The following is a 19,269-nucleotide window of genomic DNA, read 5'->3' as shown; positions in this document are numbered from 1 at the left end:
GATCAAATTAGGCTTATGAAAAACTCGTATGTTGTCTTAGGAATTTTACTGGGAGTAGGACTATTGACTTCCTGCCAATCAGAGGAGCAAAAAACTTCTCAAGAACGACCCAATATCATATTCATCATGTCGGATGATCATGCTTATCAGGCGATCTCCGCTTACAGTGATCATTTGATTGAAACTCCAAATATTGATCGGATTGCTAAAATGGGAATGTTGTTTACTCAAGCATCAGTAACCAATTCCATCTGTGCACCGAGTAGAGCCACCATTTTAACTGGAAAGCATAGTCACCTTAATGGGAAAATCGATAACCATTTTCCTTTTGATACGACCAATGTGACCTTTCCTCAACTCTTCCAGGATGCAGGTTATCAGACAGCGATGTTTGGAAAGTTGCACTTTGGAAATAATCCAAAAGGCTTTGATCAATTTAAGATCTTACCTGGGCAGGGAGCCTATTACAATCCAGATTTTATCACTAAAAATGAAGGGAATATTAAAGTGGAGGGATATGTGACGGATATTATCACGGATATGACGATTGATTGGCTCCAAAATGAGCGAAAGAAAGAAGATCCATTCTTGCTTTTTTATCTACATAAAGCCCCACATCGATCTTGGTTGATGGCAGAGCGGCATTTGGATGAATTCACCAACAAAACATTTCCTGAGCCTGCAACATTGTTTGATGACTATTCAGGAAGAACTTCTCCGGCAGCTGAAGCGGAAATGAGCATTCTTCATCATATGAGTTGGGCTGGAGATCATAAGATTTCTCCGGAGGCTATGGATGAAATTGGCTTGGAGGAAATAGGATATGATAAGCCTCGATTTAATAATTCCTTTGACCGTTTTACTCCAGAGCAAAGGGAAAGTTTTGAACGGGTATATGGCAAAATTGCAGAAGAACTAAAAGCCAAATATCCGAGCATGACCGAGGAAGATTTGATGCGTTGGAAATATCAGCGATACATGCAGGATTATCTCGGAACGATTAAGTCAGTAGATGAAAATGTCGGTCGCCTATTGGATTATCTGGAAGCTAATGATATGATGGAAAACACCATCATTGTTTACACCTCTGATCAAGGCTTTTACTTGGGTGAGCATGGTTGGTTTGATAAGCGATTTGTCTATGATGAATCCTTCAAAACTCCACTTTTAGTGGCTTGGCCTGGAAAGGTGGAAGCAGGTAGCCGTTCAGATGCTTTGGTACAAAACCTAGATTTTGCTCAGACATTTTTGGATGCTGCGAGGATTCCTGCTCCTAATGATATGCAAGGAGAGAGCATGATCCCGATTCTTACTGGAAATGAGGAGAAGTGGACGCGGGATGCTGTTTATTATCACTACTACGAGTATCCTGCCGAGCATATGGTCAATCGCCACTATGCGATCGTGACAGATGAATATAAATTGATCCATTACTATTATGTCGTGGATGAATGGGAACTCATCGATCGAAAGAAGGATCCGATGGAGTTGAAAAATGTCTATAACGATCCCGCTTATGCTGAAATCCGAGAAGATTTGCACAAGAGATTGGAAGAGCTCCGTGTCAAATACAAAGACAATAATGAGCTAAGTCAGAAATATATTGACCAATTATTGGAAGATGCAGAAGAAGGAAAAGTATTTGGGATCAATAAGGAGCGAGTAGAGCAAATTAAAGCTAGACGAGAAGAAATAGAAGCTCGCTTAGAAAACTAAGCGAGTTTTCCTCTGAGTCCTTATCTTATATATCAAATTTATTTCACTCCCAGCATCCTGAAAGGAAGGGCGAAAATATTTCTTATTAGGTCAAATGAGATATCTACCGCTAAGCCTAGTAGCCTAAAAGGAAGTAAAATCAACCAAACGATAGGGTAGAGGATTAATGCTATGATGGCGATTGGCCAGCAAAGAACCAGCAGAATCAGCCAAAGTAGGAAATTGATCATTCTATTTTCAGATCAAGATAAATGCCATCTTGATAAGTAGTTGATTTTGTGTGATTTGGATTTGTATTTAAACTAGTGCTTGTCCGATTTCGAGCAGTGGATTGCTCGATTTTTAGATTAGCAATCAATTGGGAATTCAAAGTGCATCCAAGATTTTTGAGAAAACCGGTGCGACAGCACTTCCTCTCCAAACTTGTGAATAATTAGCCGCCATATACAAATCTTTTTCAGGAATGTACAGAACCTGAGATCCCCAAAAACCGGTATGGGTATAGGCCATCATTCCATTGATTTTTACCCGGTACATCCCCATTTGGTAATCCATTGCTGCGGGTTTTTCGTATTCCACCGGCTCAAGCATAATTTCCAGTGTTTCTGGATTTTCAAAGATTTGATTATTGAAAAGTGCTTTAAAAAAAGCTGTTAGCTCCGCGGTAGTGGAAAGGAAACCTCCTCCGCCGTAATAATCCATGGTGGGGCTGAAACCATAAGTGTCCATTCCCTGAAGGTATTGATGAATTCTAAGAGAGTCTGTTATGGGGTCTTTTCGCTCAAAATCCGTTCGGAATAATTGTAGTTTTTCCAATCCGACTAATTCCTTTATTCCTTCATCCAAATCTTTTCTGGTGTACTTTTCGATGATTTCTCCCAAAAGAATATAGCCTGTATCTGAATAGCTGAACTGCTGTCCAGGAGGGCCAATTGGTTCACCTTTCTCTATTCCCATTTTGATTTGCTCAGTTCGAGTCCACTCGTGTTTGGGATTCTGTAAAATCGTATCAAAAAATTCAGGTGCATGTGTATGGTCAAAAAATCCAGCAGCATGTCTCAAAACCTGCCGAATTGTAATTTGATCCATGGGGTAGTCTTCGGATAAAATTTTGGTATGTTCTTCACTGATATGGTCGGCAAGCAGATCTTCCAATTGAAGGGAATCCATTTCCATCAATCGAAGTATACTTGCTGCCACAAAAGTCTTGGTGACGGAAGCAATTCGGAAACTATGTTCGCTGCTTAATGATTTTTTGGTCTCCAAATCAATGACACCAGCTGCGCCAGACCAAGAAATTTTCCCATCTTCTGATAAGATACTGAAGGAAATCCCCGGCATATTTTCTTGAATTTCACTTTCTAAGATTTCTTGGAAGTCCTGACTATTCCCTCGGAAAGAAAGGCAAAGAGTCAATAATGTGATTAACCAAAGCTTTTTCATTATCCCTTTCTTTTTATTTGAATAAAATCACTCAATCTCTTCATCGCGACTTTCAATTCCTCATGGTTCAAACTCGTAATTACAATCCGATACCAGCCTTTTTCAGTATGGCCAAATCCATTGGTTGGAGTAATCAGGATTCCGGTTTTCTCGTAGATCTCAAGCCAAAGTTTTTCTTCACCCTTCAAGCTTTCCTCATCCAAAAACTCAGATAAATCCATCCAAACGAACAAGCTTCCTCGGGAGGGATTAAAGGGGATGTTGAGATTTTGAAGAGTTTGGGATACGATTAAATAGGACTCAGTCAGTTTTTGCTGAAAACTTTTAAAAAAGGCCTTTAAAAAATCATGGTCCAACAAAACTTCCTGAATCACCCATTGGGTATAATTGGAGATGGAATGTCCCAAACCTGCATTCCTGTAGGCGTGAATCAAGTCTTCATTATGCGAATGGAGGACACCAATTCGAAATCCTGAAATTCCAAAATCCTTGGAAAAAGAATACCAAAAATGAAGAAATGGACTTTGGTATTCTGCCATGATCTTTCCAAAGGAAATGAAAGGAGAGACTTCGGGATAGTATTTGTTAAGACTTGGGTTTTTAATATCCAATTGGGAAAGACCATAGATCTCATTTACTATCAAATGGATTTGGTGTTCGATACACCAATCAGCGATTTTCCTTAGAAAATCTTCCGAATAAATTCTTCCAGTTGGATTATCAGGTTGGGTCAAAATCAACATTCGGAATGCACTTCCATTTGCCTCGATTTTTTCTTTGGCATCTTGTAGAAGCTGTAGATCAAATTGATACTCTGAACTTAGAGGCATTGAAGGAACCTGAAGGTCAAATCGCTTCACCTCAGGCAGTGTGCCGATATCACCTGTGTAGACAGGATAACTTGGAGCTGGAATGACCGCAGTATCACCTGGGTTGGCCAGTAGAAAGCTGGTCATCTCGATAGTTGAAGTGGCTCCTCCAGAAAAGGCTAAGCTATCCGGATTGACGGGTACATGCATCAAGAACTTTGAAAAAAATTCGCCAGTAGCCTCTCTAAAACTTGGGGCACCTGCTGGGTCCGTATAACTTGCTACCCAATCAGGGATGGTATTTTCTCGGGTTACTTTTTCAATTCTATTCCGAAGCATATCCCAACACAAATGATTTTCTGCCACATTCATAGGTAATGCTCCATCTGGGTTGGTTTCGGAATGGTATAAGTTTTCCATGGCCTCGTAATAGATCTCAAGGTCTATTCGCATTGGACTTTTGGAAGCCGAGATTCCTTTATTTGAAAGATGTGTAGAGTCAGGCATTTATGAAAAAGGTATGTGATTCTTTGAAATTAAGGATTGGTCTTTAAATGAATTGTCAGCCTTTCATTTTTTTGATGAAAGGAAAGTAGTGAGGTATTTAAAAATTGAATTTTAAGAAAAAGAAAGGACTAAACTCGTATCTTTTTTGGATGATTTTCTTCAAGATCTCGAATGATTTATAGATTTGATTATTAGACGACATTAATCCCCTATGAAAAAATCACTTATCCTCCGATACATTTTCCTTTTTGTACAGGTTTGGTTCATCGCTCAAATCTCCCAAGCCCAAACGAGACATTGGTCCGAAGATGGGAATTCTTATTTCATTGCTGAAAGAAACAGTATTATCAAATTTAGCCTTCCGGAAAACTCACCTTCAACTTTTGTTCCTTCGGAATGGCTCCAAACTCCTGATAATTCGACTCTGACTATTCGGGATTTTTCTTTTTCTGAGGATGGAAAGAAAGTGTTGATTTACACCAATACGAAGCGGGTTTGGAGATTGGATACCCAAGGGGATTATTGGGTTTTGGATTTGGGTACCAAGAAGTTACAGCAGGTAGGTAAGGGGCTTCCTGAGTCTTCTTTGCGCTTTGCGAAGCTGTCGCCTGATGCATCCCGGATTGCTTATGTAAGTGAGTTTAATCTTTATGTGGAGGACTTGGCTACGGAGGAAATTACGCAATTGACGCATGATGGCAATAGGAAATTGATCAATGGAACATTTGACTGGGCCTATGAAGAAGAATTTGCTTGTAGAGATGGTTTTCAGTGGAGCCCGGATGGAGATAAAATTTCTTTTTGGCAGATTGATGCCAATCAGATTCGGGATTTCTACATGATCAATAATATTGATTCTGTCTACTCACAGATCATTCCTGTGGAATATCCGAAAGTGGGTCAGTCTCCTTCTCCTGCAAAAATCGGAGTGATTGATCTAAATGATAAAGGGATTACGTGGCTCAACATTCCCGGAGATCCGCAACAGCATTATTTACCACGAATGGAGTGGAATAACCCGGATTTACTTTTGGTTCAGCAACTGAACCGAAAGCAAAACCATTCTAAGATTTATGCAGTTGACGTGCCCAATAATCAGGCAAAAGTCATTTTTGAAGAACAGGATGAGGCTTGGATTGATGTTCTTTCCAACTGGGAAAATGTCTATGCTTTGACTTATCGGCATGAATTCAAATGGATAAATGATGGAAAGGAGTTCCTGTGGTTTAGCGAAAAAGACGGATGGCGACACCTTTACCGAATTGGCTTGGATGGAAAGGCAACTGAGATTACTACAGGTGATTATGACGTAATCAATTTGCTTCATTTCGATGAGAAAGAAAACCAAATCTACTTCCATGCTTCTCATGAAAATGCTACTCAAAAATACCTGTATTCTACTAGTATGGATGGAATAGGGAAAGCAGAATTGCTTTCTCCTGCAGCATTAAAGGGAACCCATAATTATGAGGTTTCCCCTTCAGGAAAGTATGCCTTCCACCAATTCCAAAACCATTTTACCAGGCCATCTTCGGAGTGGATTGGCTTACCAAATCATCAACCTTTGGCCCCTTCCCGAAGTATCGAGAAAAATCTCTCTGCAAATCAAGGAGAAAGCCAATTAGAGTTTTTCAAAGTTAAAACCGCTGATGGAGCCGAAATGGATGGCTGGATGGTCAAGCCGAATAATTTTGATCCAAGCAAAAAGTACCCAGTGGTTTTCTATGTCTACACCGAACCTTGGGGAGCGAATGTAAAGGATACCTACGGGGTTGGAAGAAATAGATTATATGAGGGAGATATGGCTGAAGATGGCTATATCTATATTTCAATTGATAATCGTGGAACTCCGGCTCCAAAAGGACGGGCTTGGAGAAAAAGTATTTATCGAAAAATCGGTCGATTGAATATTTCAGACCAAGCTGAGGCAGCAAAGCAAATTTTGGAATGGGACTTTGTAGATCCTGATAGAGTGGCTGTTTGGGGATGGTCCGGAGGAGGTTCAGCTACCTTGAATTTACTTTTCCAATATCCTGAAATTTATAAGACTGGTATTTCTATTGCAGCTGTTGCCAATCAGCTGACCTATGACAATATCTATCAAGAACGATATATGGGTTTGCCTCAGGAGAATTTGGAAGATTTTATTGCAGGTTCACCGATTACGCACGCAAAAAATCTACAAGGAAACCTGCTTTATATTCATGGTACGACAGATGATAATGTGCATTATGCCAATGCAGATATGCTTGTCAATGAGCTGATTAAGCATGGAAAATTATTTCAATTCATGCCATATCCTAACCGATCCCACTCCATTTCTGAAGGGGAAGGAACCAATATGCATTTGCGAAAATTGTACACCGATTATTTGAAAAAACATTGTCCTCCGGGAGCGAAATAATTTTATTTAGGAATTAGGAATTAGGAATTAGGAATTAGGAATTAGGAATTAGGAATTATTTATGCTGTTTGGAAATAAAAAGGCGATTTTAAGCTGCTTACTTGTCTTCTTTCTTGGGGTTACAAAGGAGGGTTTTTCCCAAGAAAATTTTACTCGAGCTGACACCCTTCGTGGAAGCATCACACCTGAGCGGGCTTGGTGGGATTTGAATTATTATCACTTGTCTGTGGAGGTTTTTCCTGAAAGCAAATCCATCAAGGGAAAAAATCTGGTTAGATATCGAGTAAAAGAGGCTGGAAAAGTTCTTCAAATTGACCTTCAAGAACCTCTTCAAATCATCTCAGTGATGCAGGATGGAGAATCGCTTTCTTTTGAACGAGATGGGGCAGCGCATTTTATTTCTCTGAAAAAAGAACAAAAGCCAGGTGAATTTAATGAAATAGAAATCCAATACGAAGGACAGCCTAAAGAAGCAATTCGTCCACCATGGGATGGGGGGATTACCTGGACCAAGGATTCCAATGGAAAGCATTTTATTGCCTCTTCCAATCAGGGCATAGGCTCCAGTATTTGGTGGCCAAGTAAAGATCATCCTGCTGATGAAGTGGATAGCATGCTGATTTCTATCACGGTTCCAAAGGATTTAATGGATGTATCCAATGGCCGCCTTCGAGGAGTGGAAGAAAACTCAGATTCTAAAACTTTTCACTGGTTTGTTTCTAATCCAATCAATGACTACGGAGTGAATATCAACATCGGGGATTATGTGCATTTCGGTGAGGAATATGAGGGTGAGAAGGGGACTCTGACCATGGATTATTATGTGATTCGGGAAAATCTGAAAAAGGCTGAAAAGCAGTTTCAGGATACTCGGAGAATGATTGAGGCTTTTGAGCATTGGTTTGGTCCTTATCCATTTTATGAAGATGGATTCAAGCTGGTTGAAGCACCCTATTTGGGAATGGAGCATCAAAGTTCGGTAACCTATGGCAATGGCTATCAAAACGGCTATAGAGGAACAGATTTGAGTGGTACAGGTTGGGGGATGAAATTTGACTTTATAATCATCCACGAGTCAGGTCATGAGTGGTTTGCCAATAATATCACTTATCGGGATGTAGCCGATATGTGGATTCATGAGAGCTTTACGAATTATTCCGAAAGTCTCTTTGTGGAATATTATTATGGAAAAGAAGCTGGGCAGGAATATGTGCGAGGAACTAGAGCCCGTATCCAAAACGATCGCCCTATCATTGGAACCTATGGAGTAAATCGACGTGGCTCTGGAGATATGTATTACAAGGGTGGTAATATGCTCAATACCCTTCGGGAAATCATTCAGGATGATGAAAAGTGGCGATCCATATTACGAGGTCTAAACAAAGAGTTTTATCATCAGACAGTTTCGACTCGACAAGTTGAAAATTACATTTCTCAGCAAGTGGGTATTGATTTAAAGCCCTTCTTTGATCAGTATCTTCGGGAGACTAGCATCCCAACCTTGGAATACTATTTTTCAAAAGATAATACCCTGCATTACCGTTGGATGAATTGTATTTCCTCCTTTGATATGCCGTTGGATGTCACGGTAGGGGATAAAAAAATCCGGCTTTATCCTACCACTGACTGGCAGGAACAAACCGGATTAAAAGGTCAGAATTTAGAGCTTAATCCTAATTTCTATGTATCGATTCTTCGGATGAATTAGAAAAGGATCTATTATTTTTCTTCAAACTGAAAGATGGACTCTATCGGTAGACCGAAGAGTTTTGCCATTTTGAAGGCCGTGGGCAAACTAGGATCAAATTTTTGCTTTTCAATAGCATTGATCGTCTGTCGGGATACGCCAATGAATTCCGCCAATTCCTCTTGAGTCATCCCTTTTTGTTCTCGGAGGTCTCGGATCTTATTTTTCATTTGAAGCGATGTGTGTTAATTAATACCGCAGCGAGGTAACAAAGGCCAGTAAACATCACCAAAAAGCCGATTTCTGCATCAAAAGGAATCAAGTCTTTTTGGTCTAATAGGGAAAAGGTCAAGCCCACTACGACCGTAAGGCCAAGAGTAATACCCATTGATTCCAAATGAATTTTTCGCTCCAATTCATCAAAGTGATTGAATAAATCCCGATTTGCGAGAATCATTAGTATCCCATTAGCCAAGTTTACTATGATGGCAAAAGGAGTCAAGAATGAGTGATTATCCCAAATAAATTCCGGACCAAATGTCGCAATCGCCATAGTCACTACCCACGTCCAGGTCCATACTGCTAGCTTTCTAATTCGTTTTGTTCGTTCCAATTTCATGGTTTCCATAATTCGTTATGTAAAGTTCACTTTACAAATGTAAATAAGATTTTACATATGTCAAGTTTTATTTACATTATTTTTCAAAACATGAGGAATTGAGATGGATTACCATTTCAATTTGGGCTTACCTCTTAAAGCTGATTAATTCGAGGAAGGTGAAATGAGGCGGGCGACCATGATTCCTGATTGGCTACGATTACCTGCCAGATAATCATGCAAAGGCTTTTCGGAGATTTCCACTTCCTTGTTCGCCGAACTAGCATGCATCAGATGGATGCGTTCGTTTTGTTCCACGGCAAATCCTACATGAACCATATCCAAATTGGAAATGGAAGTGGTGATAGCAATCAAATCTCCGGATTGAATTTGACTTTCAAGCGTGCTGATTTGATCCTTTGGGATAAAGAAATAATCACGAAGTCCAATTCCTGCCTCGATATTTTGCAATTGCTCGACAAATTCCCGGTTGCTTAATTGAGGATAGAATTGCGGGTTTTCAGACATGAACGTTGGCTTGTTAGGGTAGGGGCTTCCTCCAATAGCTTGGGTAATATCCTGAAGCATCTCCTTTTGTTGATTGACATAAATCCAATCTGAAAAATAGTGCAATCTGCTAGGGTAGCCTTCGTTTTTACCATTGCGATAACGGACTTTTTCAAGTTCATTTTCGAAAGCCTCAAAAGTAGACTCTCCCATTTTAGCAATCCTTGCCAGTGTTACAACGGTCTCCAAATATGTCGTACAATCCACCCCCTGTAAGTCAATGACTAATTGCTCTGGTCCAGGAATCTCCAAGGTTTTTTCGACATAAGCTGTTCCTTGAAAACTCTTCCCAATTTCAACCACCAATTCATAGATGCTTAGATTTTCAGAATCCAAATCTTTCATAAAGTCCAAAGCCATTTCCAGACGCTCCCGACTTTCTGCTGAGCATACAGTTTGGGATTTGGCAAAAAATGGAAGGAATACGATCGCTAGGAAGATTAATGGCTTCATTTGGGTAGGTATTTTATATGGAAAGCTAGTAAAAACCTCCAACATGGAATCGTAACGAATATTAGAAAAATAGATTGAGAATCAAATAGAACAATGATGGGCACAACAAACAGCCTACACCAGTATAAAAAGTTGCGGTCACTGCTCCATATGGAACAAGGCTGGGGTCTGTGGCCGCGAGTCCGGCAGCAACTCCACTAGATGTTCCCATCATGCCTCCAAATGCCATAGCTGATTCAGGGCTTTTTAATCCAATTCTTTTTGCAGCAATAGGAGTAAAGATGGTGACAGCGATAGTTTTGACCACTCCTGTTGCAATGCTCAAGGCGATCACCTCGGAGGAAGCTCCAACGGCAGCTCCCGTTATCGGCCCCACGATGTAAGTGCATGCTCCCGCTCCAATTGTACATAGGCTTGCTGCATCCCGAAATCCCCAAGCGAATGCAAGCAAAACTCCCAAAACAAAAAATAGGACAATCCCGAAAAGAAGTGAAATCAATCCCAGCCAACCTGCCTTTCGGATCAATTCCAAGTTGGCTCCAAGAGCAGTTGCCACGATGGTGAAGTCCCTAAACATGGAACCACCCAATAATCCAATCCCAGCAAATAGTGAGATTCCAGCTATACCCTTTTCTCCATCAGACCAAAGTCCTCCTAAATATCCTAAGAGCAAACCCAGGAAGATTGCAATGGCAGAACCAGGGATTTTGGCTCTGAAAATGGTTTTGGAAAGCATTTCCCCAACAAGGAAAATAATTCCAATACACAAAAAGCCGAAAATCAGCCCGTTCTTTTCTATCAACCCAACCAGATTATCCATGATGTCTAGGATTGAATTTTTTCATGATCCAAGGGAAAGCAAGAAAGCTGGCCAAGACGGGTATAATACCAGCAATCAATGCAAGACTTCCTGATGAAATGGCGGATTTTACATTAAGACTGGCAGCCATAGCGATGACTACAGGGATATACATTTTACTCCAAAAAGCGATTCCTCCTGTCATTTCGGCGGTCATTTGCTTTTTCTGAACCAGCCATTCTTTTCCAAGCATCAGGAATATCATCGCAAATCCGACTCCTCCCACATTTGCTTGTATTCCTAGCCAATCCCCTAATAATTCACCCATCCACTGACCTAGGAGAAATGAAATTGCCAAAAGAGCTACGCCGTAAATGGTCATGACTTAGAATAGTTTTTTGAGTTCATTTTTGGTCACTTTGCCTAAGGCATTTCGTGGTAATTCATCCAAAAAGAGAAATTCCTTAGGGATTTTATAGGAAGGTAATTCGGTTTTGAGCCAAGCTTTCAAAGCTGGGATTTCAATTTCTTGATTTGGTACAATGGCAGCTACGACTTTTTCTCCCCATTCCTCATCTTGAATTCCAACTACCCCGCAATCTTTTACTGATTCGTGCATTCTGATTTTTTCTTCAATTTCAAGAGCTGAGATTTTATATCCTCCGGACTTGATAATGTCCACAGAATCCCTTCCTAGGATTCGAAAGTATCCGTCCTCAACGAGAGCGATATCTCCGGTTTTGAACCAACCGTCTTCCGTAAAGGCTTTGGCGGTGGCTTCTTGTTTTCCCCAATATTCAGTAAAAACATTTGCTCCTTTTACCTGAATTTCGCCAGCTTGACCAGCTGCAACTTCCTGTCCATTTTCATCAAAAAGCCTAATCGAGACTCCGGGTAGTGGTTGGCCGATGTGTCCGGGTCTTCGTTCTCCTTCATAAGGATTGCTAATAGCCATCCCTATCTCAGTCATTCCATATCGCTCCAGCAAGGTATGTCCTGAAATGCTTTTCCATTTTTCCATTACGGAAACGGGTAAAGCCGCAGACCCGGAAACCATAAATCTAAATTTCTTCAATGCATTTCGAATCTCGTCCTGCTTTGATTCTGGAAGTGTTTCATAAAAAGCGATCAACTTGAAGTAAATCGTTGGAACAGCCATGAAAACATTTACTTCCCCTTCACAGAAAATATCAAAGACCCGAGCCGCATCAAAATTGGGTAAAAACTGAACCGTTGCTCCAGACCACAAAGCACAGGAATTCACATTGATGATTCCGTGCACATGGTGAAGAGGAAGAATGGATAAGATGTGGTCATTTTCTGACCAGCGCCACGCTTCCACCAAACTTTTGATTTGAGCGGTAATCGTTGCATGCGTAGTCAAAACTCCTTTTGGTAAACTGGTTGTTCCGCTAGTATACAAAATCATCGCCCCCCGATCTGGATTTATATTCGGTAAAGAACTTGAAGAATTATTTTCCAGATCATTGGTGGAAAGATAAGTGAGGCTTTGACTGTCTCGGTAAGGAGAAAGGAGTTCTTCAAATTCAGGGGAGACGATCAAGAAACTGGCCTGAGTATCTTCGATGACGTATTGCAAGGAAGGAAAAGGATATGAAGTGCAAAGGGGAACAGCGATTCCACCCGCTCTCCATATTCCCCATTGTATCGCCAAATAATCAAAAGAGGGCGGCACAATGAAGGCTACTCGTTGACTTTGTAGATCGGATCTATTTCCAAGAAGCTTGCCTACAATTTGCTCGCTTCGGTCTAATAGGTCTTGGTAGCTGAAACGTTTTCCCTGATCCACCACGGCTGTACGAGGCAAAAATCGGGAGGCACGTTCAATCAATTCAATCATAAATTGGAATAGGTTTAAGTAGCTTTCAAGATAGTCCTTTGAAGCCAAAAAGGGAGAGTTACCGCTAGTAATTTTTGGCAGGGGAAATTTTTAGGAGTAAGTTGTTTTCGTAAACAGCAATATTTTTTTCATCAATACCCGCTCAATGAACTCTACCCAAAAGAAAAATTCCCTTTTGACAGGATTCTCCCTTCTGTTAATGGCTGGACTCGCGGGCTATTCCTATGGCTTTGTTTATCAGCAACTTGTGATTCCTGGGGATGAAGTGCAAACAGTTCAAAATATCCAAAACTCTCTCGATCAATTTCATTATGGAATTGCAGGCTGGGTAGGTATTTTGCTTTTGGATGTAATTGTAGCAATTGGGTTTTTCCAAATTTTCAAAGCTCAGAATATTAAATTGTCTTTATCCTCCGCCATCCTGAGGATTGCCTATTGCATTTTTTTGGTATTTGGAATAAACGAACTTAAACATGCAGCACAAGCAGTTTCTGAGCTGTTCTCTGGAGGTGACGTGTTAGGTTTTCTTGCTGGCTTTGAAAAATATTGGTCCCAAGGCTTAATCGTGTTTGGGCTTCACCTAATAGGAATCGGATTCTTAAGTTGGAAAAGCGCCTTTATTCCCAAGATTTTGGCTGGGCTTGTCACTTTTGCGGGTCTTTGCTATTTCATTATTCATGGTGGAAAGGCTTTAAACCCAAGCTGGGATTCCATGCTCACTCAAGCGGAGACTTATCTGGCTCTTCCTATGGGTTTGGGAGAAATTGCTATGGCAATTTGGTTGATTGTTGCGGCCTTTAAATCGAAATAGAATCATCATGAAATTTATTAAAGGAATAGCATTTGGACTTTTAGGATTTGTAGGATTGGTGCTGCTTGTATTAGCGGCTATACTAATTATTGATTCTAGTAAAACATCCTATCTCAAAGTGAATCGAGTAGCGGAAGCTGGACAAGATTCTTATTTAATCCAGAATGTCCATGTGATTCCGATGACTGAAGATACAATCCTGATGAATCGTGATGTCCGAATCGAAGGAGGAATTATCTCTGAAATAGGTCAAAACTTGGATTCCCAAAGACTTCCTATTTTGGATGCTCAAGGAGCTTACCTTTCTCCTGGATTGATGGATATGCATGTCCATGTCTGGGATGAGTATGAATTGGGTTTGTATCTGGCAAATGGAGTTACAACCGTTCGGAATCTATGGGGGCTTCCCATGCATCTTCGCATGAAGGATAATTTGGCAAAAGGCAATCTTTTGGCTCCGGCATTTTTCACCTCTGGTCCTAAATTGAGTGGTCCCGACTATCCTGGTGATGATAATTTGCAACTTCAGAGCCCAGAGCAAGCCAAGCAAAAAATCATTTCCTACAAGGAGCGAGGCTATGATTTTATCAAAACATACAATGGGTTGACTGAAGAACTTTTTGATGCGATTCTTGAGCAGGCGGCTGAAAGTGAAATGGATTTAGTCTCCCATCCTTCGGCTTTGGTTCCTTACAGCTACCATTTCAGAGATCAAATCAAGACCATAGAGCATGTGGAGGATATCGTTCAGCAACCTTTGGAATTCCAATTAGACACTGCAAAACTCCAAGGGGTTATCGACTTATATACCACTCATCCCCAATCAGCTTTATGTCCAACCGCTGTGGTTTTCTATAATATCTATAGACTACTTACAGAGGATGATATTTTAAATCAGGAAGAGTTGGCTGCTATTAATCCCCTGATTCGGGACGTAGATAGCCAAGCTCAATTTGATCGGTGGCAGGGGACCAAAGCCTCAGACCCTGAGGTGGTAGATCGTATAAAAAATCAGCATGATTTCCATATTACCATCATTCAAAAACTGCATGAAAATGGGGTAAATATTGTCTGTGGAACGGATGCTGGAATCGGCGTGACTTTGCCTGGCTATTCGATTCATCAGGAACTGGCCTTTTATCAGGAAGCTGGAATGAGCCCTTTTGAGGCATTAAAAACCGCTACTGCCAACCCGGCTAAGGTCCATGATTTTCTTAATCAAATGGGAACCATTGAAGAAGGGAAGTTGGCTAATTTTATTCTGACTGATTCCAATCCTCTGGAAGATTTGTCAGTGCTACAAAAACCCAAAATTGTGGCTGTCAATGGAAGAAAAATAAATAGGGAGACTTTGGAAGGTTTTGAAGATCGAGCCAAAAACAGGAAAAATTTCTTAGCCTCTGGTCTTCGATATGCAGAGTATATTTTAGTGGAACGGTAAATTTTTTGAAGCAAAAAAAGAGACTGTCCATTGGACAGCCTCTTTTTCAATTTAAACCAGGAAAGTATTAGGATTGATAGTTGACGGTATTATCTAATAAAATGGCATCCAAGTCTTCACCAGGAAGCGCGATCACTTGCTCGTTTTCGGCATCCCATTCGATTCTTCTACCGATTTTATAAGATAGTCCTGCCATATGTGCGGTGATGGCTTCTTCAAAACCTTCATTGATTCCACAACTTGGGTTTCCACCATTTCGGATACAGCTTAGCCATTCCCGAATATGTAAGAAGGTAGAATCTACCCGTTTTCCATCTCGGTATGTCCATAGCAAACCTTTGTTTGCGAAATACTTCGCTGTTGCAGAAGTCACAGCATCTACACCATCGGCACTTGGGTCATATTGGTAGATTGGTACAGAAGGATCAATTCTTCCTTCCTGAATCATATCCTTGTACTGGGTAGATCGAGGATCAGCATAGATGGTCAGGATATTGCCAAGTTCCATACTGGCATCATGTCCCATTAGTACAGTGCCTCGGTCAAATTGATTTCCAAGGGTTGCACTGTAAACCAAAGTCATTCCTTGTTCCTTACCACTTTCCTGGCTGGATCCTGTACTGAATTCAGGGAAGTCCATGTTGACTTGCATGACATCCGGAACATTTCGGCCGTCTCGGTGGGTATAGATACCTCCCGATGCAGTCACATATTTCGGAATTCCCATATTCAAGACACAGTTGATCCGATCATAGTCATGGGTCAAAAGGTCACCAGACAATCCTGAACCGTAAGCCCACCATTTTCTCCATCTGAAGAAATGTTCCTTATTAAATGGCTCGTAAGGAGCATTACCTAAGAAGGCATTCCAGTCAATAGTCTCCGTATTAGCATCGGGATGAATAGGGTATTGCCAAGCACCATTGTCATCATTTCTGTTGGTGTTGGTTACTACCAAGGAAACATGACCCAGGGTATTTTTAGCGATTGCATCTTGTGCTGTTAAGAAACTTAAAGTTTGTCGGTGCTGGTGTCCAACCGCCAAGACTGTTCCTGGATTTCTCCTGACAGCATCCCGTAGCATGTAGGTTTCGGAAATGGTATGTGTCATGGGTTTTTCTACATACACATGGACACCTGCCTCCACTGCAGCCTGTGCCATTGGAGCATGCCAATGATCCGGAGTAGCGATTATCACCGCATCTACATCTCCGCTATGGATAAGATCCAGATAACTATCGTATCGCTTACAAGGATTGTCAGGGGTGTTGAAGGAGCGAAGCGCATTTTCTGCCCGGACATCAAAGATATCGCAGATACCAGTCAATTTTACATTGAGGTTTTCCTGTGCTTTGAAATCCTCCAAACGTTTGTCGTTTGGATTTTCCTGGCTGGATTTTGCCATGGCTTCCTGCCACTCTTGAGTTGCAAAACCTAAGGCCCGCATAAGTTGTTCGCCACGAATACCGAAACCTATCAATCCCACTCGAACCGGGTCACCTGCCATGGATCCTGAAGGTGGCGGTGGACTTGCTTTGATATTTAGTCTTTCAAGAAGAAGTTCTTTTTCGAGTTTAGACTTTTTGGTTGTATCCAATCCAGCTGCCCAAACCGATCCTAAGATGGGAAGGCCTGCCAGACTTTTTAACCAGTCTCGTCGGGTAAATCCGCTGAATAGTTTTTTATCTGTTGACATGAGCTTGCTGGGTTTAGTGGGATTGGGTTTGGATTTCTTTTTTGTGGAATAACCTCTCCAAACCAAAAGTCAGGGAAGTTGGGAAAAGGTAAACGACAAGTAGTGCTACTGCCTCGATGAGGTTTTTATTCACGATCCAATAGCTTCCTTCAGTAGCTCCTTGCGGATGTCCTGGAAATGGCGGATGTGCAAAGAAATAAAGCAACAGAAGGCCTATTCCAAGAATACTTGCCAGTTTGGTTCGAAAGCCCAGAATAAGGGCTGCACCAACAAAAAGAAGGGTGGCGATATTTAGGGTATCCACAATGGAAATCATGGATTCACTGCCAAGCCAATGGAACAAGGATTCCATATAAGTAGCGCTGAGCAGGTAGCCTTTGGCTGTCCATGAGGGTGTGTAAAGTTTGATGACACCTTCATAGAGAAAATGCCATCCCACTAATAGCCTTAACAACACCAAAGCGGTGGTTTGGGCTGAAGATAAGGGCTGAGGTTGCGACATAGCTTCTGGGTTTTGATTATTTGAATGAACGATGATACGGCATAACCCTTAAAAAAATCATGAGGAAAGTCAGTGAATGGGATGAGGTTTGTCGGGAAGTATTGAGATTAGAGTGTTTTTGGGTTTTCTGTTATCAAATTTTGCAATTGGTGATATTGAAAAAATTTTATTTCTCTATTTGAATCTTTTCAAAAAGTAGTTTTAAATTTCCTAAAGGATGATGTCTTTCCCCCGATCACTATGAAGGCAGCAAATTCAAGTAAACAACTATTTGAAAATCCTTTTTTGGAGCGATTTTCCAGATCCAATGCGATTGCGGTTATAGCTTCTTTATTCGGATTGGCACTGATCATATTTCTTTATGGAGTTTATTTTCGATTGGTGCCACTAGGCCTTCAAATCCTTTTGGTATTTGCTGGGCTATTTGCCTTCTCATTTTTTGAATATTTGATTCATCGCTATGTTTTTCATGCTGGTAATTATAGAGAGGGGAAAAATTGGCAGTCAAAACTTCATGGTATCCATCATGATATTCCTTCCGATCGCGAACGCCTTACCCTACCCATGCCTTTGGCATTAGGAGTTTCTTTAGTAGTGTTTTTCCTATTCAAGTTCCTAATCGGCTCCTTGGCCTATGGGTTTTTTCCTGGATTCATTTCAGGCTATGCATTATATCTACTTGTTCATTATTGGATCCATACTCGGAAACCTCCAAAAAACAGCTTGAAAGTACTTTGGAGAAATCATCATATTCATCACCATGTAAATGAGAATAAAGCCTACGGGGTTACCACTCCCTTTTGGGATTGGGTATTCAGGACTTTACCGTGATTGTTAAGCGCTAACCAAAAATTGATCTAATGAGTGTTCAAAATGGAGTTGCTATCGCTATTGCTTGGCCTGAATTTGTAGGAAAGCAGACCGGGACTTGGTATGATAAGCCTATGACTTTTCTTGGCTTTAACAAAGACTTTCATTACCAAGTGGGTCATGCTTCTTTGGTTTTATTTCAAAAAGAGGAGGGGATTTGTAGGTATTTTGATTGTGGTCGCTACCATGCTCCGTATCAATATGGAAGGATTCGGGATGAATCCACCGACTCGGTGTTGTCGATTCGCACAAAAGCTATTTGGGAAAAAGGTAACATTCAAAATTTTCAAGAAATCCTCCAAGAGATTCAAGATAACCCCTGGACTTTTGGAATGGGACCTTTGATGGCATCCTATTGTGAAATCAATTTTGATAGAGCATTCGAAAAAGTAAAGGAAATGCAAAGCCGGGGATCAATTCCTTTTGGGCCATTTACAATTGATGGAACTAATTGTTGTCGCTTTGTTCGTTCTGGAATTCTTGCAGGAAGTCCAAATCTTTCGGGTTTGAAGCAAGTCTTATTGAATTACCTATGGCATTTAAAACCTATGCCAATTACAAATGTGGATTTGTTGAAAAATAAATTGGTTGTCAGTTCTGAAGGAGAAAAAATTCCAGTAGGAAAGTATCACAGCATAACAGCTTACACCTGGGAAACGGTACATGGAACGCTACCTGAACCTCCAAAACCGAAAAATATCCCAATACAAAGTCAATGGTTAGCCGGTGAAGTTGCCGGTTCTTGGTTTTGCTTGGAAAAGGGAGAGGAGTGCTTTCGAATAACTCGTTTTTCTCCTGAAGGAGTGGAGGAATGTACAGGGGAATTCAAATCCATTACCGATGATGTTTTTGATCCGGAACAACCATACGAATTCACCCATTTATCTCATTGTAGTCAGGTGAGTTTGATTCAGAATGGAAACAGGCTTGTATTCCAAAGGATCTCGTAAACTATTAATTCAAAAGGAATAAGCGAAACCAATGGAATACCCAAATCAGCTGATTAGGTGATAATTATCAGAAGAATCCTTGAAGAATCTGCCTAGTTTTGATCAATCCAAAATGACCATTTTGTGATTAGCAGTGGAAAATGAGGAAAATCTAA

18 protein-coding genes are annotated in these 19,269 nt (G+C 40.9%); 7 read left to right on the top strand and 11 right to left on the bottom strand.

Going from position 1 to position 19,269, the window contains the following annotated elements; genetic code table 11:
• The first annotated feature begins 15 nt into the window (after nt 1–15).
• A complete protein-coding gene (locus NY014_RS07230) occupies nt 16–1,716 on the top strand; it encodes a sulfatase/phosphatase domain-containing protein (RefSeq protein ID WP_259413889.1) in 1,701 nt (566 codons plus the stop codon).
• Between the two features lie 38 nt (nt 1,717–1,754).
• Here the strand turns inward: NY014_RS07230 and NY014_RS07225 are convergent, their stop codons facing one another.
• From NY014_RS07225 to NY014_RS07215, 3 genes are all read right to left on the bottom strand, one after another.
• Nucleotides 1,755–1,946, bottom strand: a complete 192-nt coding sequence (locus NY014_RS07225; protein WP_135073979.1) for a hypothetical protein — start codon at nt 1,944–1,946, stop codon at nt 1,755–1,757.
• Between the two features lie 136 nt (nt 1,947–2,082).
• A complete protein-coding gene (locus NY014_RS07220) occupies nt 2,083–3,159 on the bottom strand; it encodes a serine hydrolase domain-containing protein (protein ID WP_259413888.1) in 1,077 nt (358 codons plus the stop codon).
• Nucleotides 3,159–4,475: an aminotransferase class I/II-fold pyridoxal phosphate-dependent enzyme gene (locus NY014_RS07215; protein WP_259413887.1), complete on the bottom strand. Its 1,317-nt coding sequence runs from the start codon at nt 4,473–4,475 to the stop codon at nt 3,159–3,161. The genes NY014_RS07220 and NY014_RS07215 overlap by 1 nt, the downstream gene beginning before the upstream one ends.
• 211 nt (nt 4,476–4,686) lie before the next feature.
• On the opposite strand from NY014_RS07215, the gene NY014_RS07210 reads away from it, so the two are divergent.
• Nucleotides 4,687–6,879, top strand: coding sequence for a S9 family peptidase (locus tag NY014_RS07210; protein WP_259413886.1), 2,193 nt, complete (start codon nt 4,687–4,689; stop codon nt 6,877–6,879).
• Nucleotides 6,880–6,940: 61 nt separating this feature from the next.
• Entirely contained in the window at nt 6,941–8,587 is a 1,647-nt protein-coding gene (locus NY014_RS07205) for a M1 family metallopeptidase (RefSeq protein ID WP_259413885.1), read from the top strand.
• An 11-nt stretch (nt 8,588–8,598) separates the two neighbouring features.
• Here NY014_RS07205 and NY014_RS07200 read toward each other — a convergent pair whose 3' ends face one another.
• The 6 genes from NY014_RS07200 to NY014_RS07175 all read right to left on the bottom strand — a co-directional run bounded on the left by NY014_RS07200 (nt 8,599) and on the right by NY014_RS07175 (nt 12,844).
• Complete coding sequence (locus NY014_RS07200) at nt 8,599–8,796, bottom strand: helix-turn-helix transcriptional regulator (RefSeq protein ID WP_135073969.1); 198 nt, start codon at nt 8,794–8,796, stop codon at nt 8,599–8,601.
• Nucleotides 8,793–9,185 carry a hypothetical protein gene (locus NY014_RS07195; RefSeq protein ID WP_259413884.1) on the bottom strand — a complete coding sequence of 131 codons (393 nt, stop codon included), beginning with the start codon at nt 9,183–9,185 and terminating at the stop codon, nt 8,793–8,795. Before NY014_RS07195 ends, NY014_RS07200 begins: the two co-directional genes overlap by 4 nt.
• A gap of 144 nt (nt 9,186–9,329) precedes the next feature.
• Nucleotides 9,330–10,184 (bottom strand): DUF1460 domain-containing protein, encoded by an 855-nt coding sequence (locus tag NY014_RS07190; RefSeq protein WP_259413883.1) that lies wholly within the window; start codon nt 10,182–10,184, stop codon nt 9,330–9,332.
• Nucleotides 10,185–10,245: 61 nt separating this feature from the next.
• A complete protein-coding gene (madM, locus tag NY014_RS07185; RefSeq protein WP_259413882.1) occupies nt 10,246–11,004 on the bottom strand; it encodes a malonate transporter subunit MadM in 759 nt (252 codons plus the stop codon).
• Nucleotides 10,997–11,365, bottom strand: a complete 369-nt coding sequence (gene madL / locus NY014_RS07180; protein ID WP_259413881.1) for a malonate transporter subunit MadL — start codon at nt 11,363–11,365, stop codon at nt 10,997–10,999. The genes madM and madL overlap by 8 nt, the downstream gene beginning before the upstream one ends.
• Before the next feature lie 3 nt (nt 11,366–11,368).
• Entirely contained in the window at nt 11,369–12,844 is a 1,476-nt protein-coding gene (locus tag NY014_RS07175) for an acyl-CoA synthetase (RefSeq protein ID WP_259413880.1), read from the bottom strand.
• A gap of 145 nt (nt 12,845–12,989) precedes the next feature.
• Between NY014_RS07175 and NY014_RS07170 the strand changes: the two genes are divergently transcribed.
• Both NY014_RS07170 and NY014_RS07165 read left to right on the top strand, forming a co-directional pair.
• Nucleotides 12,990–13,655, top strand: coding sequence for a DUF4386 domain-containing protein (locus NY014_RS07170; protein ID WP_259413879.1), 666 nt, complete (start codon nt 12,990–12,992; stop codon nt 13,653–13,655).
• A 7-nt stretch (nt 13,656–13,662) separates the two neighbouring features.
• Nucleotides 13,663–15,096, top strand: a complete 1,434-nt coding sequence (locus NY014_RS07165; RefSeq protein WP_259413878.1) for an amidohydrolase family protein — start codon at nt 13,663–13,665, stop codon at nt 15,094–15,096.
• 67 nt (nt 15,097–15,163) lie between these two features.
• On the opposite strand, the gene NY014_RS07160 is transcribed toward NY014_RS07165, so the two are convergent.
• A complete protein-coding gene (locus tag NY014_RS07160) occupies nt 15,164–16,792 on the bottom strand; it encodes a Gfo/Idh/MocA family protein (protein WP_259413877.1) in 1,629 nt (542 codons plus the stop codon).
• A gap of 13 nt (nt 16,793–16,805) precedes the next feature.
• Nucleotides 16,806–17,294, bottom strand: coding sequence for a DoxX family membrane protein (locus NY014_RS07155; RefSeq protein WP_259413876.1), 489 nt, complete (start codon nt 17,292–17,294; stop codon nt 16,806–16,808).
• A gap of 240 nt (nt 17,295–17,534) precedes the next feature.
• On the opposite strand from NY014_RS07155, the gene NY014_RS07150 reads away from it, so the two are divergent.
• Both NY014_RS07150 and NY014_RS07145 read left to right on the top strand, forming a co-directional pair.
• The gene (locus tag NY014_RS07150; protein ID WP_259413875.1) at nt 17,535–18,125 is read left to right on the top strand and encodes a sterol desaturase family protein; all 591 of its coding nucleotides are present in this window, start codon (nt 17,535–17,537) and stop codon (nt 18,123–18,125) included.
• A 29-nt stretch (nt 18,126–18,154) separates the two neighbouring features.
• Nucleotides 18,155–19,114, top strand: coding sequence for a DUF6695 family protein (locus NY014_RS07145; RefSeq protein ID WP_259413874.1), 960 nt, complete (start codon nt 18,155–18,157; stop codon nt 19,112–19,114).
• Nucleotides 19,115–19,269: the final 155 nt, after the last annotated feature.

The organism is Algoriphagus limi (assembly GCF_024919275.1).
Classification (GTDB): domain Bacteria; phylum Bacteroidota; class Bacteroidia; order Cytophagales; family Cyclobacteriaceae; genus Algoriphagus; species Algoriphagus limi.
Note: the sequence above shows the minus strand (reverse complement) of the source record. Positions and strands in the feature narration are given on the sequence as shown.